This window comes from Verrucomicrobiota bacterium (assembly GCA_039027815.1).
Classification (GTDB): domain Bacteria; phylum Verrucomicrobiota; class Verrucomicrobiia; order Verrucomicrobiales; family JBCCJK01; genus JBCCJK01.
The window spans coordinates 53,136-77,510 of the sequence record JBCCJK010000006.1 but is presented as its reverse complement, the minus strand read 5'-3'; the positions used below and the strand labels follow the sequence as shown (position 1 = coordinate 77,510).

The 24,375-nt window shown below is 61.8% G+C and carries 17 protein-coding genes; 5 read left to right on the top strand and 12 right to left on the bottom strand.

The annotated features are described in order from the left end of the window. Positions 1 to 75 precede the first annotated feature (75 nt). Entirely contained in the window at positions 76 to 1,206 is a 1,131-nt protein-coding gene (locus AAF555_03350) for an alpha/beta hydrolase (GenBank protein ID MEM6910597.1), read from the top strand. Positions 1,207 to 1,303: 97 nt separating this feature from the next. On the opposite strand, the gene AAF555_03345 is transcribed toward AAF555_03350, so the two are convergent. The 3 genes from AAF555_03345 to AAF555_03335 are packed head-to-tail and all read right to left on the bottom strand — an operon-like array spanning position 1,304 to position 4,675. Continuing rightward, positions 1,304 to 2,011 carry an SDR family oxidoreductase gene (locus AAF555_03345; protein MEM6910596.1) on the bottom strand — a complete coding sequence of 236 codons (708 nt, stop codon included), beginning with the start codon at positions 2,009 to 2,011 and terminating at the stop codon, positions 1,304 to 1,306. An 18-nt stretch (positions 2,012 to 2,029) separates the two neighbouring features. Further along, positions 2,030 to 3,268: an NAD(P)/FAD-dependent oxidoreductase gene (locus AAF555_03340; GenBank protein MEM6910595.1), complete on the bottom strand. Its 1,239-nt coding sequence runs from the start codon at positions 3,266 to 3,268 to the stop codon at positions 2,030 to 2,032. A gap of 45 nt (positions 3,269 to 3,313) precedes the next feature. Next, positions 3,314 to 4,675, bottom strand: coding sequence for a TIGR01777 family oxidoreductase (locus AAF555_03335; GenBank protein MEM6910594.1), 1,362 nt, complete (start codon positions 4,673 to 4,675; stop codon positions 3,314 to 3,316). A gap of 180 nt (positions 4,676 to 4,855) precedes the next feature. Here AAF555_03335 and AAF555_03330 point away from each other — a divergent pair, with 180 nt between their 5' ends. Genes AAF555_03330 through AAF555_03320 form a run of 3 tightly spaced genes read left to right on the top strand, consistent with a single transcriptional unit; the run spans position 4,856 to position 9,459 of the window. Next, on the top strand, positions 4,856 to 6,868 hold the full coding sequence (locus tag AAF555_03330) for a DUF1549 domain-containing protein (GenBank protein ID MEM6910593.1): 2,013 nt from the start codon (positions 4,856 to 4,858) through the stop codon (positions 6,866 to 6,868). 19 nt (positions 6,869 to 6,887) lie between these two features. Continuing rightward, the gene (locus AAF555_03325; GenBank protein ID MEM6910592.1) at positions 6,888 to 8,192 is read left to right on the top strand and encodes a DUF1501 domain-containing protein; all 1,305 of its coding nucleotides are present in this window, start codon (positions 6,888 to 6,890) and stop codon (positions 8,190 to 8,192) included. Position 8,193: 1 nt separating this feature from the next. Beyond that, on the top strand, positions 8,194 to 9,459 hold the full coding sequence (locus AAF555_03320) for a c-type cytochrome domain-containing protein (protein ID MEM6910591.1): 1,266 nt from the start codon (positions 8,194 to 8,196) through the stop codon (positions 9,457 to 9,459). Positions 9,460 to 9,516: 57 nt separating this feature from the next. On the opposite strand, the gene AAF555_03315 is transcribed toward AAF555_03320, so the two are convergent. From AAF555_03315 to AAF555_03295, 5 genes are all read right to left on the bottom strand, one after another. Then, entirely contained in the window at positions 9,517 to 10,662 is a 1,146-nt protein-coding gene (locus AAF555_03315; GenBank protein MEM6910590.1) for a homoserine O-acetyltransferase, read from the bottom strand. An 85-nt stretch (positions 10,663 to 10,747) separates the two neighbouring features. After that, positions 10,748 to 12,850: a phosphate acetyltransferase gene (gene pta, locus AAF555_03310; protein MEM6910589.1), complete on the bottom strand. Its 2,103-nt coding sequence runs from the start codon at positions 12,848 to 12,850 to the stop codon at positions 10,748 to 10,750. Then, on the bottom strand, positions 12,847 to 14,046 hold the full coding sequence (locus tag AAF555_03305) for an acetate kinase (GenBank protein ID MEM6910588.1): 1,200 nt from the start codon (positions 14,044 to 14,046) through the stop codon (positions 12,847 to 12,849). Before AAF555_03305 ends, pta begins: the two co-directional genes overlap by 4 nt. 117 nt (positions 14,047 to 14,163) lie before the next feature. Further along, positions 14,164 to 16,656 (bottom strand): tetratricopeptide repeat protein, encoded by a 2,493-nt coding sequence (locus tag AAF555_03300; GenBank protein ID MEM6910587.1) that lies wholly within the window; start codon positions 16,654 to 16,656, stop codon positions 14,164 to 14,166. 117 nt (positions 16,657 to 16,773) lie between these two features. Beyond that, positions 16,774 to 18,258: a LysM peptidoglycan-binding domain-containing protein gene (locus AAF555_03295; protein ID MEM6910586.1), complete on the bottom strand. Its 1,485-nt coding sequence runs from the start codon at positions 18,256 to 18,258 to the stop codon at positions 16,774 to 16,776. A 183-nt stretch (positions 18,259 to 18,441) separates the two neighbouring features. Here AAF555_03295 and AAF555_03290 point away from each other — a divergent pair, with 183 nt between their 5' ends. Continuing rightward, positions 18,442 to 19,137 carry an N-acetylmuramoyl-L-alanine amidase gene (locus AAF555_03290; protein MEM6910585.1) on the top strand — a complete coding sequence of 232 codons (696 nt, stop codon included), beginning with the start codon at positions 18,442 to 18,444 and terminating at the stop codon, positions 19,135 to 19,137. On the opposite strand, the gene AAF555_03285 is transcribed toward AAF555_03290, so the two are convergent. From AAF555_03285 to AAF555_03270, 4 genes are read right to left on the bottom strand one after another with little or no spacing between them, the layout of a single operon-like run. Further along, a complete protein-coding gene (locus tag AAF555_03285) occupies positions 19,113 to 19,802 on the bottom strand; it encodes a hypothetical protein (GenBank protein ID MEM6910584.1) in 690 nt (229 codons plus the stop codon). The genes AAF555_03290 and AAF555_03285 overlap by 25 nt on opposite strands. Then, the gene (locus AAF555_03280; protein MEM6910583.1) at positions 19,799 to 21,433 is read right to left on the bottom strand and encodes a BatD family protein; all 1,635 of its coding nucleotides are present in this window, start codon (positions 21,431 to 21,433) and stop codon (positions 19,799 to 19,801) included. The genes AAF555_03285 and AAF555_03280 overlap by 4 nt, the downstream gene beginning before the upstream one ends. Next, positions 21,433 to 23,364, bottom strand: a complete 1,932-nt coding sequence (locus AAF555_03275) for a VWA domain-containing protein (protein ID MEM6910582.1) — start codon at positions 23,362 to 23,364, stop codon at positions 21,433 to 21,435. Before AAF555_03275 ends, AAF555_03280 begins: the two co-directional genes overlap by 1 nt. Continuing rightward, on the bottom strand, positions 23,361 to 24,365 hold the full coding sequence (locus AAF555_03270; protein MEM6910581.1) for a VWA domain-containing protein: 1,005 nt from the start codon (positions 24,363 to 24,365) through the stop codon (positions 23,361 to 23,363). The genes AAF555_03275 and AAF555_03270 overlap by 4 nt, the downstream gene beginning before the upstream one ends. Between the last annotated feature and the right edge of the window lie 10 nt (positions 24,366 to 24,375).

Below are 24,375 nucleotides of genomic sequence, written 5' to 3'. Positions count from 1 at the left end.
GGGTCGACCAGGCTGGCTCCTACCCCGCTCTTCATCCGGCATGCCGACGGGCCGTCCTTGAAGCCGCTTCGGGAGATGAAATTGGAGCCGACTGTTCCCGTTTTTCTCTTCACGAACCGAAACATTCTGCCGGAGCCCCAGGGCATCAATCCCTTCGGCAATGAGCGCGATCCCCAACTGGAGCCTCACCTGGCCATTGCGGAGGTCGCCATCGGCGAAAATGTCACACCTCAGGTTCTTCTCCAAGAAACCCTCGGCGGTCCTAAGAAGAAAAAGAGTGTGGTCGAGTTGAAGGGCATTGAAATCCTGGAAGCACCCAAGCCCCTCAATCTAGTGGTCCAGCGATTCCGTCGGAAATCGTTTCAGAATCACCCTTGGACCAGGCGACTTCTGGCGGAACTAGATCAGAGTCAGGCCCGGGAGATTGTCATCTTCGTCCACGGCTACAACACCCACCTTATCAAAAACACGGAATTGATGGCGGAAATCCATCATTTCCGCGGACGGGATGGGGTGGTGATCAATTTTGAGTGGCCTTCGCGCGGGAAGCTCTTGGGGTATTTCCAAGACAAGGGCAACGCCGAACAGAGCACGCGCTATCTGAGAGGGGTGTTGGCGACTTGCGCTTTGGAAACGAACGCCAAGGCCATTCGCATCATCGGGCATAGCGCCGGGTGTCCCATTGTGGTGAATGCGTTGCGAGAACTCAGGCTGCTGGAGTACGATCTTTCCCCGCAGGAATTGCAGGAAAAGTTTCGCATCAAGAGCGTGGTTTTGGCGGCGCCGGATATGGATTTGATGGCTTTCTTCAATGCGGTTTTGGATCGCTTTTATGATTTGTCTGAATGGGTCGGTGTTTACAGCGCGCCGGAGGATCGAGCGCTGGAAATCTCTTCGAAGATTTTTGGGAACATCCGCTTGGGAGCGGCCATTGGTCGATTGACCGACGAGCAGAGCACGCTCTTGAGTGAAGATTTGGGAGGCCTGGAGATGATCGATGTCACTTACCCAGAGGCGATCTACGGAGATATCCTAGGGCATGGCTACTTCCAGAATGATCCTTGGGTCAGTTCCGACATCGGGACCGGGATCCTGGGGTTTTCGCCTGAGGAACGTGGCTTGGTGCGCCAACCGGGAGAGATTTTTTGGGAATTTCCGCCCGATTACCCGGAGCGGGTGAAGCGCCTTTTCGCCGGCGCCGAATAGCGACGGTCCGGCTGCCGAGAGGCTCGCGATTTTCCTAGGGAAGCTGCATTCGCCAAGTCTTCCGTGTTTCAGCTTGAGCCACTCTCGGCGGCCGCTTTTACAGGAACAAATGGCTGTCGGGTTGAATGACGAGTTCGGTGGTGACGAGGTGAGCTGGGGCGGTCATGGCGGAGGCGATGTGTTCGGCGATGACCGCGCTGGGGATCATTTTGTCCCGCTGGACCTTCATATCGAGTTCGTCCCAGAAGGGACTGTCGACTCCGCCGCTGTAGACTTGGATGACCTGCACGCCTTGGCGTTGGTATTCGGTGGCGACCACTTTCAGCAAGCCGGAGAGACCGAACTTGCTGGCGCTGTAGGCCGCGGTGGCTTTCATGGGAAACTTTCCGAGCACGCCGGGCAGTGCCAGTATGCGCCCTTTCTTGTGGCTCGCCATGCGGTGGGCGGCTGCTTGCACGCAGAGAAAGGCCACGCGGAGATTGGTATTGAGGAGGCGGGAGAACTCGGCATCGGTCGTGTCTTTCAAAGGTCGGATGAGCCCTTCGCCGGCGCAGTGGATCAGGCCATCCAGACCACCCATGGCTTCTTCGGCTTGGGCGGTGATCTCCTCGGCGAGGCCGGGTTTGGTGAGGTCGCCCACAAAGACGGCGGGCGTCCCTTCGCAGGCAGCGGCCGTTTCTTCGAGGCGCGCTTGATTGCGACCGGTGAGGGCGAGCTGGAGGCCGGGGCGACGGCTCAGCTGGAGGGCGGCATCTTTTCCGATTCCGCTGGAGGCGCCGGTGATGAGAATCTTTTGAGAGGACATGCGCAGACCACTACGCGCTCAGGCCGCTTGGAGATGATGCAACGCCTCGTCGGCCGCCCGGAGTCCCGACTGGAGAGCGCCTTCGAGGGAAGCGTGTTGCGTGAAGTCCCCCGCCAGGAATTGCCCCTCCTCCAGCGCTGGGAGGGGGGCAGGAGTGGATGGGGGCAATGCATGGCGCACGGTGTAGCCATGGAGGTAGGCGAGGTGGGCCGGGAGGAGGCTTGGGAACAGACGGCGGAGTTCGGCCTCCATGTCGCGCGCGAGGCTTTGGGGGTCGTGCGCCCCCAGAACGGAGACCGAAAGGAGATGTTCTCCTTCGGGGGCATAGCTTGGCTGCACCAGGCTGGGAATGCAGAAGGTTTGGATGGGCGAGCTGCGGTCGCCATCGAGTGCAATGAAAGGGTCTTCGTAGGGCAGGCTTTTGCTGCGAAAGTAAAGGCAGGTGACGTCATGGCCCGGTGGGGCCGTTTGCTGACCGAGGAGGGAGAGGGCGGCGGGGGCTTCGCAAGCCAGCACGACCGCCTCGGCTTCGAGAGATTCCCCGCTTTCAAGGTGGAGGGTGCGGCCTTGGAGGCGCGTGACCGTGGTTCCCAAGCGAATCGCCCCCTCCCCAAGGCGAGCGGCCAACTGTTCGGGGAGCGCTTGCATCCCACGGGCTGGCAAGGTGGCTTCTCCCTCCGCAAACATTTTGAAGGTGAATTCAAAGAGTCGGGAGTCGGTTTGGAGCTCTTTTTCCAAGAAAACGCCCCCGTAAAAAGGCTGGAAGAAACGATGCAACATGCGCTGGCTGAAGCCCCGTTCACGAAGGAAGGCCAGGGTGGGGGGGGCGGGGGCTTGCGACCAAATTTCGGCGATGGACGTGTCGAGGAGACGTCGACGAAGAAGAGCCAGCCGGGCCTTGTCCGCGATGGAGCCAATGGGAGCCCGGAGCGCTGACCAGAATCGGCGAGGGCTGGGGTCACGAAGCGGGTCTTCGATGCGATGCCATTGCTGACGGACTCGGATGAGTGCCCCCGAGCGAAAGGACCGCAGTCCCAGGGCTGGGTAGTCAAAGAGCCTTTGAGCCGTAGGGTAGGCGGTCAGGAAAATTTGAAAACCATGATCGAGAAGGAAGCCTTCTACTTGATCAGTTTTGACTCGACCTCCCACTCGATCGCTTGCCTCCAAAACGAGCGGGGACAACCCTGCCTCCTGGAGCTTGCCGGCCGCGCTCAATCCGCTCAAGCCCGCCCCGATTACCACCACGCTCCTTGCCATCTTCCCAGGAGTAAGCCTGCGGATCCGCGCCCCGTCCAATTCAAATCACGGGCGGGCGGCTCGCCCCAAGAGGTGATGCAAGGCGGGTTCGAGTTTCGGGTAGCGGAAGGGAAACTGGAGTTCTTGCAGGCGGGCTGGGCGCGCCTGGACACTCCCGAGCAAGGTTTCTTCCGCCATTTGCCCGAAGACGGCTTTCAAAGCGAAGGCCGGGGCGGGCAAGAGGGCTGGGCGGCGGAGGACCTTCCCGAGAACTTGGCCGAAGCCTCGGCTGGTCTGCATGTCGGGTGCGACCGCATTCAAGGGGCCCTGGTAGCGAGCATCCAGGAGGGCGTGGTAGAGCAGGAGGACGGCGTCATCGATGGAAATCCAGGGCAGGTATTGTCGCCCATGGCCAACGGGCCCGCCCAAGCCGAGTTGGAAAAGCGGAAGCAATTTTCGGAGCGCGCCGCCGCCGGGGCTCAAGACGACGCCCAAGCGAAAGAGGGCCCGCCGAGCAAAGCTTTCCACCGCTTGGGAGGCCGCCTCCCACTCGCCCACGACCTGAGCCAGGAAGGAATCCCCCTGAGGCCCTTCTTCGGTGTGCGGTTGGCCATCGAGCGGATAGAAGTTGGCGCCCGAGGCGGAAAGGAAGACCGCCGGGGGACTCGGGAGCGCCGCCAGTCGCTCTGCCAGCAGTTGCGTGGCCACAGTGCGGCTCTCCAAGATGAGCTTGCGATAGCCGGGGGTCCACCTCTGGGCTGAGACGTTGGCCCCTGCTAGGTGCACCACGGCATCGAGCGGCAGGAGGGAGGAGAGATCGAGCTGACCTTGCGCGGGATTCCAACCGATCTCGTCGGCTTCTTTGGGAGAGCGAGTCAGGCCGGTCACTTGGTGGCCTTGCGTTTGAAGAAGGGCTTTGAGGGCGCGACCAATCATCCCGCTGGCTCCGGTCAGCAGGACATGAAGCGGGCGAGGCGTGGGAGGCAGGGTCTCCAGATCCAGCCGGGTGACTTCGTGTCGATACCGAAACATACGCTCCAGCTTGTTTTGCACAAAGCGTCCGGCAAACCACTGGCTCAAGGGGGCCAGGGGGAGGCGGTAGTCGATTTCGTCTTCCAGGAGGCTTCCCTCCTTCTCCTCCAGGAAGCGGTGGCGGTGCTCCCAGTGCGCGAAGGGGCCGCTGGTCTGCGAATCAATGAATTCCTCCGGAGTGGCCTTGGGATAAGCCACCTGCCACTTTCGCTTGAGGGGGCCGGCTTGGATTTCGAGCAGGGGCTCCCGGCCGAGCAGGATCGGGTGGGTGGGCTCCAGCTCCCGGACCGATTCCCAAGGAGGCGAGAGGCGGGTGAAGGCTCCAGGGCGATAGTGCCACTGGGAGAGGGCTGAGGGAGAGCAGGCGAGAACGGCCGAGCGTTTGAATTTGGGCATGGGAAGTCCTTTCGCTACGTGGGGAGCCCCGGTCGCTACGCCCAAGAGTGGTCCTTCGCTGGGATCGCAACTTCCTGAGGGCGGGAAGGTTGATCCAGAAATAGTGGTGCCATCTCGAAAATTTTTGAGAAGATTTTCTCAGGAAGGTCGTTGCCTCAAAGAATCCCCCTTTCTCCACCCATGAAATTTCGAAAGACTGGCTCGGTTTTTCTCTCTCTTTGGCTGGCGCTGCCCTCGCTGGCTTTCGAGGAGCAGCGCATCTGGGAGGCCGCTCGCCAAGTGGATGAATTGGTCGAAAAGGCCCAGCGAGAAGCCGGGGTCGAGCCGAATGCCCCGGCTGAGGAGGAGGTCTTTCTTCGCCGGATCTACCTCGATGTGGCGGGGCGCATTCCCAGCTTTGAAGAGACAGTCGCCTACCAGGCCAACGAAGGGCCAGCTCCCCGTTCCACCTTGATCCGGGAACTCCTCCACTCCGAGGCCTATGTCAGCCAGGAATTCCACTATTGGGCGGATCTTCTCCGTTTGCGCTATGATGGCAATGACAACGCCGCGCCTTTCTACCTCGATTGGGTCAAATCAGCCATTCGCGAACACATGCCGTATGACGAGCTGGTGCGTCGTTTGGTAACGGCGGAGGGCTACGCTTGGGACGATCCAGCGGTCGGTTTTTACACCAGAGACAAGGGCATGCCCTTGGACCATATGGCTTTTACCGTTCGGGTCTTTTTGGGGACCCGCATGGAGTGTGCGCAGTGTCACAATCACCCCTTCGATGAGATCACCCAGAAGGAGTTTTATCACATGGCGGCCTTCACCTATGGGACCCGCGGGGATATGGACCCTCGGCAAACCCTCAAGCTTTACGATTACGTCAAAAGGAATCGCAAAGCGATCCAGGAGGATGAGGTGCTGACAGAGCGGGAGATCCGGCGCACCCTGCGCGATCTGACCTTGCCGATGAACGCGGGGGCCCGGGAGGTGGGTCGCGATCTCAGGCTGCCTCACGATTACCAATATGACGACGCCAGCCCGAAGGAAAAGATCGGTCCGGGCACCCTGTTTGGAGAGGCTGAGCAGGGGGCGGATCTTCGAGAGACCTTCGCCGACTGGATGACTAGCCCCGAAAATGAGCGCTTCACGCGGGCGATTGCCAATCGCATGTGGAAGAAAGTGATGGGGAGAGGTCTCATCGAGCCCGAGGACAATTTCACCGCCGACACGGTGGCCTCCCATCCCGAGTTGATGGCCTACCTCGAGAGTCTCATGCGGCAACTCGATTACGATCTGCGCGACTTCAAAGCGGTCCTCTACAACACCCGGACCTACCAGCGTGAAGCCATGTCGGAGGATATCGACTTGGCCAAGCCCTTCTACTTTCAAGGCCCTCTTCTGAAACGAATGTCGGCCGAGCGAATGTGGGATTCGGTCCTGACCTTGGCCGTCCCCCACTTGGACGAGCGCACCTTGGACCTGGGGCAGGAAAAGCGATCTCGTGAACGCGAGTGGCAGGCCAGGAGGATGTTGGAGCTGGGGTCATTCACCATTTTCAAAATGGCCGAGGAGATTGCCCGGAGATCAGGCCAGGCCCAAATCGAGTTGCAAAGCGTGCGCCAAGAAATCGTAGAAGCTACCGAAAAGGAGGAGGAGAAGAGGCTGGAAGCGCTTCGCAAGCGAGCCGGTGAGTTGAACCGAACCTACCGCAAGGCTTTGAGCGAGGTTCGGGAGAGCTACCTCGGCAAACCTCCCAAGCCTAGTGCGCTCGCCGAAGGGAAGAAGGGGCAAGGCGAGGAGGAGGAGAATCCCTGGAAGGATTGGTATGCCGGGCTGGTCCGGGCTTCGGAGCTGGTCTCGCCAGCGCCAACCGATCATTTCTTGCAAGTCTTTGGGCAGTCCAATCGGGAGGTGGTCAACAACGCCTCTGACAAAGGATCCGCCATCCAAGCTCTCTGGCTGATGAATGGAAACATTTACCCCATTGTGACGCGGGGCCAATCCGTGCTCATGAAGAATCTCGCCCAGGAGAAGGACCTCGATGGCAAACGGGATGTCATTTTCCGGAGTATGCTCCATCGCCGACCCACCCCCTCTGAGAAGGAGATGTTTGCCCTGCAAGTGGCCGAGCGGGGAAACAAGGCGGTCGGCGATCTCATTTGGATGCTGCTGAACTCGACCGAATTCGCTTTTGTGCAATAACCCCTGACCCCCTCCTGCCATGAGCTTGCGATCCATCCTTGAATCAGGCGATGACCTCAACCGGCGAGATTTTGTCTCCTATGCGGCCCGAGCGTTCCTCGGCGTGGGGCTGCTGCCGCATGGGGTCGCGAACGCCTTGGGGGAGCCCTCGAGTCACCCTTTCATCCCCCAAGCCCGCCGAGTGATCTATCTCTACATGGCCGGTGGCATGACTCACCTCGACACCTTTGATCCTAAGCCCCAGGCGGATGAGAATGAAATCAAAGGTCCCTTGGGCGTTTTGCCGACGAAGGTCGATGGGATGTTTTTAAGCGAATACCTGCCAGGCGTGGCAGCCCATGCCGACAAGCTGGCCATCATTCGCTCCATGACCTCCACGCAAGGAGCGCACGAGCAGGGAAATTACTTCATGCATTCGAGTTACGTGATGCGGGGAACGATCAAGCACCCGGAGATGGGGGCGTGGCTGCTGGCGATGGATGGCAAAGGGAATCCCGATTTGCCGGGTTTTGTCCGCATCGGCAATTCCAGCCAAGGGGGGGGAGCTGGCTTTCTCGATTCGGCTTACGAGCCGCTCGTGCTGGGAAATCCGAACAATGGGATCAAAAATAGCAAGCTTCCCAAAGGGGTGACAGATGAGGATTTGGATGCTCGCTTGAGGATGTCGAGTCGCTTCGAAACGGAGTTTCACCAGCGCTATGATTACCGGCGGGTGCGTGGCTACAGCACGATGTATGACGATGCCCTCCGGCTGATGCGGAGCCGCGACCTGGAGGCCTTCGATCTCTCGAAAGAGTCGGCCGAGTTACGCGATGCCTACGGGCGGGCTTCCTTCGGGCAAGGCTGCTTGCTGGCCCGGCGTTTGGTGGAACGGGATGTCCGCTTTGTGGAGGTGACCCTGGGTGGGTGGGACACCCATGCCAACAACTTTGACCGAGTGTCCTCGCAAACCGACACTCTGGATCGAGCCATGGCCACTCTCCTGAGTGACTTGGAGCGTCGCGGGCTTTTGCGGGATACCATGGTGGTGTTGTCGACGGAATTCGGTCGGACTCCGCGACTCAACCAAAACTTCGGGCGCGATCACTACCCCAAGGCCTTCAGCTGCGTCTTGGCCGGAGGCGGGGTCAAGGGTGGCACCATTTGGGGAGAGACCGACGCCACGGGCGAAAACATCCTGCGCGATCCAGTGGCGGTGCCCGACTTCAATGCCACCATCGCCTACGGACTCGGTTTGCCGCTGGACAAGCAACTTTATTCCTCTTCGGGTCGACCCTTTACGGTGGCCGACAAAGGCCAGCCTGTGACGCAGATGTTTGGCTGAGATGTCACGAGGTCGTCGCCAGCGCTATCGCAGCCGCTCCGAGGTTTGGTTCGTCCGCTTGCTGGGCGGGGGCTTGGTCGGTCTCTTGTTGGCGGTTGGAATGCTCTTAGCGAAGTCGCCTGAAGACCGCGCTCAACCGGGTCTTCCCTTGGCGAAAGGGCCCGAGGCCCCCCCTCCCGCGCAGGAAGGTCCGCTCGCGGAGCCCAAGCCGAGCCCACCCCCTCTGGCGGTGGTCGCAGGCAGCCAAGAGCTTTCTCCGAAGCCCGTCCCGCCCGAGCAAAGGAGGGAGCCCGAGCAAGCCCCTCCAGTCATCGAAGTGGCAGCCATCCCCGCCCAGCCGGCTGCCAAAGAAAAGGCCGCTCAGGAAAAGAGCCCGGCCGCCAGCGGTCCGGCCCCACCGCCCAGCCCGGCCCGCAGCATTTCCTACCAGCAGGAGGTCGTCCCTGTTTTGCAAGCCCACTGCTACGGCTGTCATGGGGCGGAGAAGGACAAAGGTGGGCTGCGCTTGCACACGCCGGAGGTGATTCGAGCGGGAGGAAGGTATGGCGAGGTGGTGGTAGCGGGTGACCCTGAGCGAAGTTCTCTCTATTACCTGACGATCCTCCCGGCAGACGATCCGGATGTCATGCCAGGCAAGGGCGAGGTGCTGAGCTTGGAGCAGACCGAGATCTTGAGGAAATGGGTCGAACAAGGAGCGGACATGGAAGATGGCCAAAGCCTGATTCCGGTCGAGAAGACGCCGTCGGTGCCTTCGCTCGCCCAAGTCGAGACCGGAGACCTGCGCGTTCCCGACGCTCAGATGGTAGCGCGACTTCGGGAGTCAGGGTTTCTCATCAAGGCCATCACGCCGGATGGACGCTTGCTGTATCTGAGCGGCAGTCATCGGGAGGAGCGCCTGGGGCCCGAAGAAGTGGCGGCCCTCAATGCCCTGGCGCCCAATCTTCACTCCCTCGATCTTTCCCGCGTCCAGTTTGCGGCCGAGGCCGAGATCCAGTGGAAGACGATGTCGCGCGTGCGAGAACTGCGCTTGCAGCGCTCGGGCGCGGATGACCAGACTCTCTTGGCTTTGGCCCAGGGGGCCTTTGCCTTGGAATACCTCAATCTCTATGACACCCCTATCACCGACGAGGGACTCCAGCACCTGGAGAAACTGACCGGCTTGCAGGAGGTGTATCTTTGGCAGAGCGATGCTTCTTCCGCAGGGGTCGCGGCACTCAGGGAGGCCTTGCCGGATGCCAAGATTGATCGAGGAGATCAAGCGGGGTGAAGGGATGGGAGGTTTCAGGGGGGCGGCCGTTCTAGCAGCTGATCCGGTAGCCTGGTATTACCCGCTCTCCAAAATGTAGGAGATATGGGGGGTGTAGAAGGCGGGTTCCAGGAGGAAGGAGTCGTGACCTTTGTCGGAGTGAACCGTGATGTGCATGGAATCCACGCCGGCCCCGTGGAGGAGTTGATGAAGGTGTTCTTGTTCTTCCGGGTAGAAGCAGAAGTCGCTATCGATCGAGAAGATGAGAAAGCGCTGCCCCGCCTTTTGGCAGCGGCCGAAGAGGGCCTCGATGCTGTCGGCTCCGCCCTCGGTCAGGGCGTTGTAGCGCGACCACATGTCGTTGATGCGAAGGTAGGTGTTGGCGTCGAAACGCTCGACGAACTTTTTTCCTTGGTGGAGCATGTAGCTCTGGAAGGGGTCGCGAACGCGAAACCAGGCCAGCATTTCTTCCTCCTGAAGGATTTCCTGGCGAGCGCGTTTTTCGAAGGCGTCCAGGTGGACGAAGGTTTTGTGAGAAATCATGCGGGCAATGGCCAGCCCGTATTCCGGGGCCGGTCCTTGGTAGTAGTCGCCCCCGTGGAAGTTGGGGTCGTTCTCGATCGCCAAAATCTGCTCGAAGAGAATGAGGCGATTGAGAACGGTGGTCTGGAAACCGCTCGCGATGGGGATGACGTGACGAACGCGCTCTGGGAGGTTGGTGGCGAAGGTCAGGGCCAGCAGACCGCCGACGGAGGGGCCGATGCAGGCGTGCAATTGCTGGATGCCAAACGAGTCGAGCAACTGGGCCGCGGACTGGACTTGGTCCGAGGCCGAGATGTGAGGGAAGGAGGAACCCCAGGGACAGCCCGTCGCTGGATTGAGCGAGGAGGGGCCGCTCGACCCGTAGCAGCCGCCGAGGTAGTTCGGGCAGAGAACGAAGAAGCGCTCGGTATCGATGGCCTTGCCGGGGCCGATGAAATCACTCCACCAGCCGAGGTGGCAATCTTCGGTCCAGATTTTGCCGATTTCTGGGATGGAGGGGTTGTGGCCGGAGGCGTGCTGGGTCCCGCTCAGGGCGTGGAAGAGGAGGATGGCGTTGCTGCGGTCGGCATTGAGGGTGCCGTAGGTTTCGTAGGCCAACTGGAGTCCGGAAAGGGTGGGGCCAGCGCTGAAAGTGAACTCTGGGAGGGAGAAGAATTGCGTGCTGACCGTGGCCTCTGGCATGGGGAGGCGCAGTTAAGCCCCTCCCCGTGAGAAAGTAAAGAAGGGGCTCTTTCCCGCCCCGTTCGGGCCGGGGAGCGGGTGGCCTTCACTCTTGGTCCGCTTGGATGGCTGTCAGGGCGATGGTGTAGATGATATCATCGACCAGCGCGCCTCGACTCAGGTCATTGACCGGTTTGCGGAGGCCTTGGAGCATGGGGCCGATCGAGACCACTTTGGCCGAGCGCTGGACGGCTTTGTAGGTGGTGTTGCCGGTGTTGAGATCCGGAAAGATGAAGACGGTGGCCTGGCCGGCGACGGGGCTGCCCGGGGCCTTGGAGGCGCCGATTTCGGGAATGGCGGCCGCGTCATACTGCAAGGGGCCATCGATTGGGAGGTCGGGCCGCATTTTTTGGGCGAGCTCGGTCGCGCGCCGGACCTTGTCGACATCCTCCCCCGCTCCCGAGGCCCCAGTGGAGTAGCTGATGAGGGCCACGCGAGGCGGGATGCCGAAGGCTTCGGCCGATTCGGCGGAGCGGAGCGCGATATCGGCCAGGGTTTCCGCATCCGGGTTGGTATTGACCGCGCAGTCTCCGTAGACGAGCACTTGGTCCGGGAGGCACATGAAGAAGACCGAGGAGACGACGTGAGCGCCTTCTTTGGTTTTGATGAGCTGGAGCGCGGGGCGGATGGTGTTGGCAGTGGAGTGGACGGCGCCGGAGACGAGGCCATCGGCATCGTTTTCCAGCAGCATGACGGTGGCCAGGAAGACATTGTCCTCGAGGGCTTCGGCCGCCATAGCTTCGGTCAGGTTCTTGTGTTTCCGGGCTTCCACGAGGGGGGCGATGTAGCGGTCGCGGTGCTCCCCGGGATCGAGGATTTCGAGGCCGTCGGGCAAATTGATTCCCTGGGCGGCGGCGGCTTGCTGGATGGTCTCGGGTGAGCCGAGGAGGACGCAGCGGGCGATGCGACGCTCGTGACACGAGACGGCCGCGCGCAAGGTGCGGGGTTCATCGCCCTCGGGCAGGAGGATACGCTTGTTGGCTTGGCGGGCGCGCTCCGCCAACTGGAAGCGGAAAGCCGGGGGCGAGAGGCGGCGTTCGATCTCGATGGCCGAGTCCTCGAGGATCCATTGCACATCGATCCGCCGGGCGATGAAGTCGAGTGTGCTGTCCAGTCTCTCGGTGTCATCAATGGGGATTTCCGTGTTGAGTGTGGCGAGTCGATTGACCACCCGAATGCTGGAACCCGTGGCGAGAGCCAGAGGGAGACCGGCCTCGAAGGCGGGGCGGCAGAGCTGAAGCACGTTGCGATTCGGGCCGATCTCCTTGCCCCCGGTCAGGATGACTCCGGCCAGCATCTGACCGCGAATGCTCGCGAGAGCGGCCGCCATGAGGATGTCTTCGCGGTCGGCCGGGGTCAAAATGAGGGAGCCGGCCGAGAAAACATGGATGAGGTTCGGCACGGTCCGGGCCAGAAGGTGATGGCTCGAGACGCGACGTTGATCCATCTCGCCCCGCTCGATGACCTCCGCTTTGAGATGGTCCACGATGTCTCGCATCCGTGGCTGCAAGAGATTGGGGCTGGCCGGGATGGAGCCGAGCAGGGTGAAGCTGGTCAGTTGGAGGCAGGGAAGCTGGGTCTGGATGTTTTGGAGGAAGTGCTCGGGATCCACGCCCTCTGGGCTTTCAATCCGATTGAGGATGCATCCAACCACGTGCCGGGATTGAATGCCGCCGAACATGGAGCCAGCGGTGCGGAGCCGCTGGTCGAGAGTGAGCAGGTTGCCATCCCTGAGGACGTCCACCAGGATAACTTCCGCCCCGAGGGTGCGGGCGATTTCTTGATTGAGCTGGGTGGAGATGCGGTCCTCCTCGGTGCTCACGAGGCCCTCCACGATGACGACATCGCAGTCGGTGGTCGAGCGTTCATAACGATTGACCACTTCCTCCATCAGGTCGTGGACTTTGCCCTCGTGGAAGAGTCGGCTGGCTTCGCCCAGCGGGATGGGCGTGGCGGGGGTGCGCTGAAGGATATGTTGAGCGTAGGCGGTCGAGCGCTCTGGTCCGGTGTCTTCGGGACGGGGCTGCGCGATGGGCTTCATGAAGCCGACTCCGGCTCCACGACGCTCCAGCGCCCGCACCACGCCCAGCGAGATGGTGGTGAGACCTACGCTGGAGGAGGAGGGAACAAGAAAGAAGGCGTGTTTCATGGGAGAAGGAGGCGGGAGGCCTCGCGGGCGATGCGGAGTTCTTCGTTGGTGGGCACCACCTGACAAGGGAAGGCGCTTTCGGGGGCGCTGATGAGACCTGCGCTTTCGGCTCCGTGTTGGGCGTTGCGCTCGGGATCGATGACCACTCCGAGAAGGCGGAGGTGGCTGAGGGTTTTTTCTCGCACGGCTGCCGCGTGCTCGCCGATGCCCCCCGAGAAGACGAGGGCGTCCACTCGGTCCAGGGAGGCCGTGAGACCGAGTAGTCCTTTGGCCAAGCGGAAGCAGAAGACCTCGAAGGCGAGGAGGCAGGCCGGGTCACCACTCTGGACCCCTTCGAGAATTTCTCGCATGTCATTGGAGCGCCCCGAGAGACCGAGCAAGCCACTTTGTTTGTTCAAGAGGCTGGTGCCATCCTCCAGCGAGAGCCCCATGGTGTCGTGCAGGTAGAGCAGGAGATTGGGGTCGACATCGCCCGAGCGGGTCCCCATGGTCAATCCCTCCAGCGGCGTCAAGCCCATGGTGGTGTCCACGGACCTCCCTTCGCGCACCGCACAGGCGGAGCAGCCATTCCCGAGATGGGCCAGGAGGAGAGAGAGCGATTCCGCCGGCCGCCCGAGCCGTGCGGCCGTTTCTTCCAAAAGGTAAGCGTAGCTGATGCCGTGGAACCCGTAGCGGCGCACGTGGCCCTTGGTGTAAAGGGTTTCGGGAAGGGCGTAGCGAAAGGAGTGCGGCGGGAGGGTTTGGTGGAAGGCGGTGTCGAAGACGGCCACTTGCGGGAGGCCAGGGCGGCTTTCAAGAAGGCTGTGAATGCCTTTGAGTGCCCAAGGGTTGTGCAAGGGGGCCAGTTGGTTGCAGGATTCGATTTTGCGGAGGACCTCCTGATCGACGCGGACGGAGGAGCGGAAATGCTCCCCGCCGTGCACCACGCGGTGACCGACCCCGGGCAGGGGGGCTTCCAGCGAGGCGAGTGCCTCCAACTTTGGTAGGATCAGCTCGAGGGCTTGACGGTGATTGAGATCGCTTTCTGCAATTTGCTGGGTCTCACCCGGATCTCCCTGGAGGCGCACCCGGCTCTGGGGGGTCAGGAGGTTCTCCGCGATGGCTTGGGAGAGCGATCGACCGCTGGCGGGCTCGATGAGCGCGAGCTTGAGAGAGGAACTGCCTGCGTTGACAACGAGGAAGGGAAGAGAGGACATGTGCGCGGTGACTTCTAGCAGCTGATCTGGCGGGTTGGTATTACCTGAGGTTCGCTGCACTCGCCATGCCGAATTTGGCAAGCACTTGCGCGAAGTGGAGCCGGGCCGGATGGCCGCTCAATCCCAGAGCATGTGCTGGAGGCGAATCCGCTTGGCCAGCTCTTGCGCCTCGCTGGCACGCGGTCCGGGAAGGCGGGTCAGCCGGTCGGCTATCCGGGCGGCGGCTTCCCAGTGTTGGCGGGATTCGAGCAGGGAAATGGCGGCCAAGCCGCAGCGAAAGAGAGAACCGTAACCAGGCGGCTGGTTCTGGGGGGGGGCTTCGCCTTCGAAGAGGCGGTCATGGTAGACTTCCAAGGCTTCATCGGGTCTTTCCAAAAGCGTCAAGAGGCGGCCCAGCTGGTAGGCGGCCTCATTCAACTGGTCGCCCCCCAGGCTGGAATCTGCCAGCAGGGGACGGAGTTGTTGCGCGGCTGCTTGCATCTGGGTGCGGACGTCTTCGGTCTTCACCAGGGGCAAGGCCCGGGCCCGGAGCAGCATGGCGCTGGCCACGTCTCGGGGGGCTCCCTCGGCTTGCAGTTCGGAAATGAGGCTGTCCAAGAGAGCGACGGCTTCCTCGGGGGTCCCTTGGCGAATGAGAAGCTCTGCTTGCTTGCGGCGGGCCGGCAGCAGGAATTCGCCATCGCGATCAATGACTTGTTGGAAAAGCTCCGTCGCTTCCTCCAGGCTGGTGGGGCCCATGCTGTACATGGCGGCGCAGCCGGCGAAATAGAGGGCGGTTTCTTCCCGGGCATCGGTCGGGAATTTTTCTGCGAGCGACTCGAAGTAAACCCGCGCGCGCGCGAAATTCCGCATGCGGTAATGAAGCTCCCCCAGCTTGAGAAGGTGGGCGGGGTAGGCCGCGGACTCGGGGAAGCTGGTGACGAGGGTTCCCAAGACTTCGGCCGCCTCGGGCAGCCGTCCTGAGGCCTCTTGCAGTCGCACTTGCAGAAGAAGCCGCGTTTCTTGCTGCTCCGCGGTTTCGGAAGTCTTTTCCAAGCTGGCGAGCGCTTCCTCGGCCCTCGCCAAGTTGCGGCCTTCCCGGTGGAGAATCCACTCGACAAAGGCGAGGACGCCTTCGCGATGGCGAGGGTGGGTGGGCTGGGAGCGATTGAGAAATTCTTGGAAGTAGGGCTGGGCTTCTTCGCTCGGCCGCTTGGCTCGCCAGAGAGCCGCTTCCAGGAGGAGCTGTGCTTCCAACTCGTCGCTGCCCGACTGCTGCAAGAGCTGGTCAGCGAGCTGAAAGTCTTCTCCATCGCCTCCCGGGATGGCGGACAAACCCAGGTGATACGCGCTCTTTTGGCGAAGCTCTTCGGCCAAGTCAGGCATTTGAGCCAGCTCTCGAAAGCCTTCCAAGGCACGCGCATACTCACCGGTTTCCAGGTAGGCACGAGCTTCCGCGTAGATCCTCTCCCCTTCAGCCGCCGGACTTAGGGTGAGCGGCTCGAGTTCCTGAAAGAGAGCGGTGATTTCCACGCGGTCTCCTTCGGTCACCGCCAGCGAGACCAGGTGGAGAAGCGCTTGGCGTTGGAGGAAGTGGCGCGGGAAGTTATCGAGGAAGCGACGAAACTCATCGTGGGCTTCCTGGCTTTTCTCGAGACGGAACAGTTGCAAGGCCTGGTAGTAGCTGGCGATGGCGCGCAGTTCCGCGCTATCGCTCTGGACCCAGCGAGCAAAGTCCTCCGCCAAGTCATCGCCCGCGAAACCCGGCAGCTCTGCTAGCATGGAAAAGGCCTGAGAAAGGAAGAGGCTTTCGGGAGAACCCTCAATGAAGAGGAGGAGGGCGTCCTGAGCCGATTCGTCCTGCGAAGCCTCGAGAAGGGTTTCGGCGAGGCCGATTTGAGTCATCTCTCGCAGTTTGCGGGGGAGCGAGAGGCCGGGCTCGAGTAGGCTGCGAAATCCGGCTTCGGCCGATTCCAAACGACCTTCCAGAAAATCCAAACGATACTTCAGGAAAGAGCGGTAAACGCGTTGCGAGGAGGAGAGACGTTGGGGGTCGTTGGTGGCGAGTTCTTGGGCCGCTTGGGGATAGTCGGCCAACTGGAGCCGAATCTCCGCTCGCTTGAGAGAAGCCAGGGGATCGTGGGGGAGCCGGGCCAGTTGGGCGAGAGCCTGTTCTGGTTGGCTGAGCGAGACCAGGAGACTGGCCCGGCTCAGGAGAGCGGCTCGCCGCAATTCGGACGGGGAGTCTTCCCGAGAGACCTCTTCAAGAAGAGCGACCGCTTCCGTAAATCGGCCCATGCCAGCCAGCGCCAAGCCGCGCCAGAAGGTGGTTTGGGCATCGGTTAGCAAACGGTCCGAGTAGGAAACAGCCAGGGCCGTGGTGCTCTTCCCGGCGCGGACACAAGATTCCAGATAGCCTTGCTCGATGGTGGCACGGGCTGCCTCGCTGAGATCGGCTCGCTGGAGCAATCGTCCAAACTTGAGACTGGCGACCTGCACCAGCCCCGCTTCGAGGGCTCTTTCCGCCTTCGCATATTCGTCGAGGCGTCGGAGTTCTTCTGCCAGCGGGATCTCCTGCGCTGGACTGCTCGCTAGGAGCAGCAGAGAGAGCAAGAGAAGGCGGCCAAGCATAACAGAAAGCTAGGAGAGTTGCCGCTCACCACAACCGGGAAATCGGGCCGAGTCTGGCAAAAAACCGCCCGCTGCACCGGAGTGCAGCGGGCGGAAACGAACGCGTCTCACCAAGATTCAATCGAGCAAGTTCTCGCCGGGCACCCAAATCTCCTGCCCCTCTTCCAGCTTAGCGGAAGGGGCGAGCTGATTGAGCGCGGCGATGTCCTGCGCGGTCGTATTGAAAGTTCGGGCCACCGATTCCAGGGTGTCGCCCTCCAAAATGGGGTAGCGAATGAGGAGCCGATCCACTGAGCTTTCCTCGGCCGAGGTGGTTTCCTCCTTCTCCTGCTGTTGCTCAACGGGAGGGTTGGTTTCGGTGGACTGGGCGGCCACTTCCGCCGGTTCAGATTCTTCGACCACGGCCGGCGGCGAGGGCTCTTCGGCGGGGGCCGGAGGCGGGGGCTCGCTGGGAGGGGGGGTGGGTTTCTTGGGGGCCTCGCTCTGGGCGGCGAGAGCGACAGGCTCTCCCTGCAGTTGGAGGCTTTGGCCTACCCGGATGAAGTTCCCATCTTCCAGCCCGTTGATGGCGGCCAAGTGCTGGTGGGTCATCCCATGGGCCTTGGCAATGCTGTAGAGGGTATCGCCATTTTTCACGAGGTAGCTGCGGGGCGTGGCCGGCGGGGTGAGAGGGCCGCTCTTTTCCGGGGGAGCCGGCGGGGAAGAAGGCGCCTGGCCCGCCAAGACGGTCTCCACCCAAGCAGGATTTTCGACAGCCGGTCGGTCGGTGCTTTGGCGAGGAGCTGGACTCGAGGCTGCGGTCTTGGTGGCGCCGGGGATGGTCAACTTTTGGCCAGCGAAGATTTTGGAAGGGTCGCTCAGCTGGTTGGCGGAGGTCAGGGTCGCGACCGGGACGCCGTAGCGGCGGGAGATGGAAAAGAGCGTCTCGCCACGCTGGATGGTGTGGAGAGTGCCGGTGCCCCGGCTCACGGGAGGCGCGTCCGCCACGCTGGATGGGTTCGCATCGACCCGCTCTACGACGGCCTGTTCCGTGACTTCGGGAGCCCTTTGAACGGGAATTCGTTGGGGCTGGTTGGTGGCAGAGGCGGTCACCGCGGGAATCTGAAGGGTCTGCCCGACAAAAATGCGGACGGGGGTTCCCAGGCGATTGACCTGATGGAGTTTTTCGGGGGCCACGCCGTGGGATTGGGCAATGGTCCGCAAGGTATCGCCGCTCTTGACGGTGTAGGGAAAGGTCCCCGGCAGAGGATTGGGTTGGGGAAGGGCGGTGGGAGCCAGGGTGTCTCCGGCGTCGAGGTAGGGATTGCTGGGTTTGTTCCGGTCTCCGAGAGAAGAGGTGGGCTTGGCCGGGCGATCGCCAAAGAGGGTCAAGCTGGCCTTATTGAATTCTTCAGCCGATTTATCGAATCCGACCGAATCCCCCAGATTGCCGGCTCGCTGCTGAAGAGTGAAGAGTTCGGTCTTCTGTCTCGCGGTCTGACCGATGAGATCACGCTCCATGCGGTTCTTAATACTGTAGCCCGAATTTTTCCCGCCCTGCCCGACGAAGGGCAGCGCCAGCGCGGCCCCGAGGAGCAAGCGGAACAAAATCTTGGTTTTCATGGGCCGGATTAAAATTAACATCTGTGAAATATCAGGCAAGCATAATCATTGACGGGGAGAGATCCGATGAAATCACACCAGAACAGGGCGGCCAGGCGACGGAAAAGGCGTTGCCAATGGGGGCTTTTTGTCCTGGAGCTTGTGGCTTCATTAAAAATTATAATATTTTTAACAGGATTTGGGGTGCCTTCATTCAAACTTTCTTTCCAAACACCTGTGGGAGGGGAGCGAAATGACTTCCGAATCGTGCTGGATGCCGGGCATGGGGGGGAGGACGGGGGGACGACCGGGACGGGAATCCTGGAAAAAGTGCTGACCCTCGATATGACTTGGAAGGTGGCCCGGCGTCTCGAGGCCAGTGGATGGCGAGTCGAGATGACGCGGGAGCGGGATGAGACGGTGCCGCTTTGGCAGCGGGTGCAGCAGAGCAATTATTACCCGAACAGCCTTTTTGTGAGCATTCATGTGAATGCGGATGGACGGAGTGCTCGCTCGCATGGGATCGAGACTTTTTACACCCGGCCCAAGGAGGAATCGGCTCGGGCCATGGTAGCGAAGCGATTCGGCTTGGAGGCGGCGTATCTCGATTCCCGCAGCGAGGAGTTTGCCCAGGTAACACAAGATGCCCTGGTGGCGGCAACGGGGGCGCGGGATCGGGGTATTGAGAGCCGCGCTTACCTGGTAACGCGCCAAACGGCCGCCCCTTCCATTTTGATTGAGTGCGGTTTTCTGAGCAATCCGGAGGAAGCCAAAAAGTTGGCTACACGAGCTTACCGTGACCGTTTGGTGGAGGGGATTGTGGCGGGGGTGGAGGCCTTTGCCAGCCGGACTCTGGCCGACCCTGGGAGAGGTCTTCAGGGAAGGAGCGAGGGATCGTAGGGCCAAACGGTGGTGGCATCGCGGGTCGACAACCACCCCCGATCCCCGCTCGGAAGCTCGGCGTAGAGCCACGGACCGCGCTCCGCCAAGAGTTTGGCCTCGGTGCCTGAGACGGCGGCCCGGAGTTCGCTGGCTGAGCGCGCCGGTGCGCTCCGCAGGAAGGCGGTTTCCGAGGTGATGATGACTTTGGCGGTCGGCGAGAGGCGCTTTCCAGCCGCTACCCTCCCGGTTCCTCCCACCGCCAGTCCCACCAGGGAGAGAAGGGCCAGGGCGAGGAGCCCCCTCCGGCTTCCCGCGGAGAAGGACCAAAAAAAGAATCCGGCCAGGGCCAAGACGAGCAGCCAAAAAGAGAATGAAATCACGTTCAGCCAAGCGGTCTTGGAGAACCAGCCACCCCACTCTTGCCAAGAGGGCTCTTCCAAGGCGGGAGAGCCGGTCCGTTGGCGGAGAAAACGTCGATTCTGCTCGGCCTCCCGAAAGCCGGGCGCGGCCGCCAAGGCGCGTTCATACCAGAGGAGCGCCTCGCCAAATTGGCCTTCTCGGTAGGCGGCGTTTCCTTTTTCGAAGAAGGAAACGGCTTCCAGCTCTTCCTCGGCGGCCGAAGCCAGCGCGGGGAGGGGACCAGCCAGCAGGAGCAGAATGACGGTCAGGAGGGAGCGATTCACGAGGTGGGGAAATGGGAGGAGAAGGCTTTCACCACCGCCTGGCGTTCTTCTGGGCTGGGTGCGGCCTCACGCTCCGCGCTCGGGGCGGCGTAGGCGAGGGATGCTTGGGCCAGAAGGACTTCCTCGGGCAGGAGAGGGGGGGAGCCGAGTTGGGAGAGGGTTTCTTTGAGTCGGGCCGCCAGACGATAGAGTTCCCGTCGATTGTTCGATTCGGTCTGGAGGCTCGCGAAGAGGCGCTTGGCTTCTTGGCGGAGGGCGAGGGTTTCTTGGTCCTGGCGCGAGGCCGCTCGCCTTCGGAGTCCGAGGAGAGTGATGGCCAGAAAGGAGCTGGCTCCCAGACCTTGAATGAGCCAAAAGGAAGGGCTTTCCCGCCAGGAGAGAGGGGCCTGGGCGAGGGGGCGGGGCGTGCGGTCGGTGACTTCGATGATGTCTTGGAGCCCGGTCTCGACCGGGCGGGAAAGGGAGGAGGGGAGCGTGGTGGGGGTGGGAGTCATGACGAGCGGAATGGGATCGCTTTGGACAGTCTCGTAGCGACCGGTCTCGGGGTCGAAGTAGCTGAAGCGGAAGGGAGGAATCGCTTCGTGGGGCTGGAGCGCGCGCAGGATCCGGCTGAATTGCCTTTGGCCGGCTTTCGCGAATTCCTTGTTGGAGGGATCGCTATTTTCCAGCTCGTAGGTCTTCCACCCTTGGGGTTCGGTCAGCTCGGGCGGGGTCAGGCTGGTGAAGTTCCCTTGGCCGCGAACGGTGAAGAGGAGGGAGATGGGCTCGTCTTGCTGGAGTTCGATAGGCTGGGCGGAGACGGTCATCTCAAAGCTCCCAATGGCGCCACTGAACCCTTCGGGCGGGTCCTCTGGCAGGGGAAGGGAGCGAATCTCCAGGGCGGTCCCGCGGAGAGTGCGCTCGAGGATTTCCTGGCGTGGGGGAAAGACGCGTTGGTTGATGCGGCCGCCGAATTTGAGGTCGATCCGGGGTGGACCGAAGCTGAGGATCCCGGAATTGAGAGGCACGATGATCCCTTTGAAGGTGTAGGCCCGGAAGACTTTGCGATCGAGGTAGAGGCGGGATTGGCTGAAGTATTCAGGTCGCCGCAGAATGAAGCCTTCGCTCTCGACTTGGATCACGAGATCGCGCGGGTCATTCAGCAGCCGGATGCCGTCTTCGAGATAGAGGGTGAATTCGATGGGCACTTCCTGGCCCTCATAGATCTGCTCCCGGAGGACGGCGGTTTGCAGGAAGACCGTTTCGCCGGTTTGCAGGGAAGCCCGGGGCACCCGCCGAGGGTCTTCCACCCAAAAGGAGAGGGGGCGAGTCTGGTAAAGGCCGCGACTGCTTTCCACTTCCAAGGAGGGCAACTCCCAGCGACCGGGCTTTTCTGCCACCATCTCGTAGGTGAAGCGCGTTTGGCTGACACCGTTGTAGTATTCCATTCGGCGACCATCGAAACGAAGCCGCAGCCCCTCGATTTCGGGAAGCTCAGGGGGTTGCCCGAGGCGGGCCTCGGTGGCCAAGATTTGTAGGGTGCCGGTCTGCCCCACAATCAAATGCTGAGGACTGGCCCGCACTTCGACTTCAGCGCGGGCCCACTGGCTCAGGAGGAGAACGAGAAACAGCTGGGAAAGGCTCTGTCTCATCACCAGTTTTTTTCTGGACGTTGGAAGCGTTGCATCCGCTGGGGCAGGATCACTCGATTGTCTTCATCGGCGTAGCGCTCCAGCATTTCCGCAATTTCCTCGAGTGACTTTCCTGCGAGCTTTTCTTGGAGGTTGCGGCGAGCTTGGAGGTCGCGCGGTTCCTGGCCCTGGGAGGAGTCACCGGAGGGTCCTGGGTCGGTGGCGCTGTCTTGGCTAGGCGATTCTTCTCCCGATGGCTGGGTGCGGTTTTCCTCTTCTTGGGTGCCGTCCGGGGAAGCTTCGGAGGCGCCTTCCTCTTCGGGTGGAGCGGAAGGAGCGTCGCCCGACTGGGTTTCCTGATTTTGATTCTCCTGAGAAGAGGTGTCCTGCCCTGGCTGCTCCGAGGGGCTCTCTTCGGAGGAGTCGTCTTGCGATTCCTTTTCTTCCGGGGATTCTTGCGAGGCCTGGCTGGGCTCTTCTGGTTGCTGTTTGAGCTGGTCGAGTTTGCGCTGCACGTAGTCGCGATTGAACTGAGCGTCTTCGTTCTCTGGGTCGAGGGCGAGGGCTTGGTCGTAGTGCGCGATGGCGTCTTCCCAGTCCCGGATGGTATCGCGCAGCTGGCCGGGACGGGGAGGGGTGCCGTCTTGGGCGGGGGCCAGCGTCCGCTGGCCGAGTTGGTAGAGCGTGTTCCCGAGGTTGTAGTGGGCGGTTTCCTGAATGGCGGGCCGCGGGGAGCGGAGGGCCTTGCCAAAGGCATTGAGGGCGCTGGCGTACTCGCTCACTCCATAGGCCGCGGCACCCAGGCCGAGCTGGCTGCGGTCTCCCTGGAGGGCGGTCTGGGGTAGGCTGGTCAGTTCTTCCCAAGCTTCTTCTGGCCTGCCTTCTCGTAGGTTTTCCCAGGCTTGGTCCTGACCAAGGAGGGGGAGGGAAATCCCCAAGAGGAGGAGCAGGCTGAGGCTCGGGCGGAGTCGCACGGGGACGAGGAGGGAACTCGCCAGAAGAAGCAGTCCCGCCAAGACGAAAGGCTGGAAAGACTCTTCTTTTCTCACGACCTCGCGCGTCCCAAAGCGTTCTTCTTCCACGAGCGAAATGGCCTCCATGATGGTTTGCTCCAGCGGGGTGTCCCCCAGGAGCGGTTGATATAAGCCATTGGGGGAAAGGCTGGCAAGCTGAACCAGGCTTTCGGTCTCCAGGCGGCTGAGCACGGGGTGGCCTCCTTGATCCCGGAGAAATTGGCCGCTCTGTGCGGGGTCGGGAACGATGCCTCCTTCGCGGGTGCCCACGCCGACCGTGATGATGACGAGTTCCTCTTGGCGGAGCCGCTCCGAGTAGTCGGTGATCTCGCCCTCGTGAGCCTCGCCATCGCTCAAGATAATAAGGATGTCTTGGCTGCGACTGGTTTTTTCAGCACTTTCGAGCGCGAGGTCCAAGAGCGCCCCGAAATGGGTGCCTCCTTGGGGGATGTTATCGGTTTCGATCTGATCGATGGTGGAGCGCACGGCCCGGTGGTCGATCGTGAAAGGAGCCTCCAGAAAAGCGGTTCCAGCAAAGGTGATCAAACCCACTCGATCCCCCGGGAGAGCATCCAGCAGGTCATTGGCTGCCAGCTTGGCCCGGACGAGGCGATTGGGAGAGAGGTCCTCCACCAGCATGCTGTTGGAACAATCAATGGCCAGGAGGACGTTGCGGCCTGCCTGATAGACGGTTTCGCGGGATTCCCCAAACTGCGGCCTGGCCAGGGCAATCAAGATCGAGGCCAGGCCAACTGCGACCAGGCTAGGAGCGAGCCAACGCCGGCCTGGAGAGAGGCGGAGCAGGCGATGGCGGAGGCGGGGGGCGACCACTCGATCGAGGGCCCGATGAGGGGGGCGGCGGCGGAGCTGCCCCCACAGCAGTGCCGGGAGCAAGAGCAAGAGCCAGAGTAGCTGGGGATGGGCAAAGGGCAGATTCATGGAAGGGTTTTTCGCAGAAGAGCGGGGAGCCCGTCTGTCAGTAGCCAGCACAAGAGGCCGGCCGCCAGGACCCACGGGAACCACTCCCGGGCTTCTTTCACGGTGCGAACCTGGAGCTCGGATTTTTCCAATTCATCGATATCGCGAAAGGTGCGGGCCAGGCTGTCTGTGCTGTCAGCCCGAAAATAGGTGCCGCCGGTGAGGTCGGCAATTTCTTGAAGGGTTTCTTCATCGAAGGATTCCATGCGTGCGGTCATGCCATTGGGCATGCGGAGAAGCTGCTCTCCGGGGCTGCCCACGCCGATGGTGTAGACGCGGATGCCGAGCTTGGCGGCCAGCCCGGCGGCCGTCAGCGGGCCCAATTCATCCACGGTGTTGCTGCCGTCGGTGATAAGGACCACGATTTTGCTTTTGGCAGTCTCCCGCTGGAGGCGATTGGCGGCCGAGGCGATGGCCAGTCCGATGGCGGTGCCGTCTTCCACCAACCCGATTTCGACCCGCCGGAGATTCCGCTTCAGCCAGTCGTGCTGCAAGGTAATGGGGCTGACCGGGTAGGGGCGACCGGCAAAGGCGATGAGGCCGATGCGGTCGTTCGGACGGAGGTCGAGAAAGTCCGCCGTGACGGCCTTGGCCGCGGTCAAGCGATCGACCAAGCGGCCGTAGAGCCGAAAGTCCCGCGCCGTCATAGAGCGGGAGACATCGAGCGCGATGGAGATTTCGATCCCGCTGGCTTCCGAAAAGCCGGTTTCCGAAATGGTTTGCGGTCGCGCCAAGGCCGCGATGAAACAGGCCAGCGCCACCAGGAGGCCGAGCCAGCGGGGGGAAAGCCAACGATTCCGGGTGGGCTGGGCGAGGCGACGCAAGAGAGCCAAGCTCGAGAACACGACGGCCTCGCTTTGGCCGGCCCGGCCTTTTAGCCAGAGCAAAAGGGGCAGGGCGAAGAGCAAGAGCAGCCAAGCGGGGTCGGCGAATTGGAAGTGGCTGGTGAAGGTGGTCTGCAGAGGCTACAAA

Bases quoted from the DNA above. Each gene is read 5' to 3' on its own strand.
- AAF555_03280 (MEM6910583.1), bottom strand. From the start codon at position 21,433: ATGAGACAGAGCCTTTCCCAGCTGTTTCTCGTTCTCCTCCTGAGCCAG.
- AAF555_03305 (MEM6910588.1), bottom strand. From the start codon at position 14,046: ATGTCCTCTCTTCCCTTCCTCGTTGTCAACGCAGGCAGTTCCTCTCTC.
- AAF555_03300 (MEM6910587.1), bottom strand. From the start codon at position 16,656: ATGCTTGGCCGCCTTCTCTTGCTCTCTCTGCTGCTCCTAGCGAGCAGT.
- AAF555_03325 (MEM6910592.1), top strand. From the start codon at position 6,888: ATGAGCTTGCGATCCATCCTTGAATCAGGCGATGACCTCAACCGGCGA.
- AAF555_03340 (MEM6910595.1), bottom strand. From the start codon at position 3,268: ATGGCAAGGAGCGTGGTGGTAATCGGGGCGGGCTTGAGCGGATTGAGC.
- AAF555_03335 (MEM6910594.1), bottom strand. From the start codon at position 4,675: ATGCCCAAATTCAAACGCTCGGCCGTTCTCGCCTGCTCTCCCTCAGCC.
- pta (MEM6910589.1), bottom strand. From the start codon at position 12,850: ATGAAACACGCCTTCTTTCTTGTTCCCTCCTCCTCCAGCGTAGGTCTC.
- AAF555_03330 (MEM6910593.1), top strand. From the start codon at position 4,856: ATGAAATTTCGAAAGACTGGCTCGGTTTTTCTCTCTCTTTGGCTGGCG.
- AAF555_03350 (MEM6910597.1), top strand. From the start codon at position 76: ATGAAATTGGAGCCGACTGTTCCCGTTTTTCTCTTCACGAACCGAAAC.
- AAF555_03295 (MEM6910586.1), bottom strand. From the start codon at position 18,258: ATGAAAACCAAGATTTTGTTCCGCTTGCTCCTCGGGGCCGCGCTGGCG.
- AAF555_03275 (MEM6910582.1), bottom strand. From the start codon at position 23,364: ATGAATCTGCCCTTTGCCCATCCCCAGCTACTCTGGCTCTTGCTCTTG.
- AAF555_03320 (MEM6910591.1), top strand. From the start codon at position 8,194: ATGTCACGAGGTCGTCGCCAGCGCTATCGCAGCCGCTCCGAGGTTTGG.
- AAF555_03345 (MEM6910596.1), bottom strand. From the start codon at position 2,011: ATGTCCTCTCAAAAGATTCTCATCACCGGCGCCTCCAGCGGAATCGGA.
- AAF555_03315 (MEM6910590.1), bottom strand. From the start codon at position 10,662: ATGCCAGAGGCCACGGTCAGCACGCAATTCTTCTCCCTCCCAGAGTTC.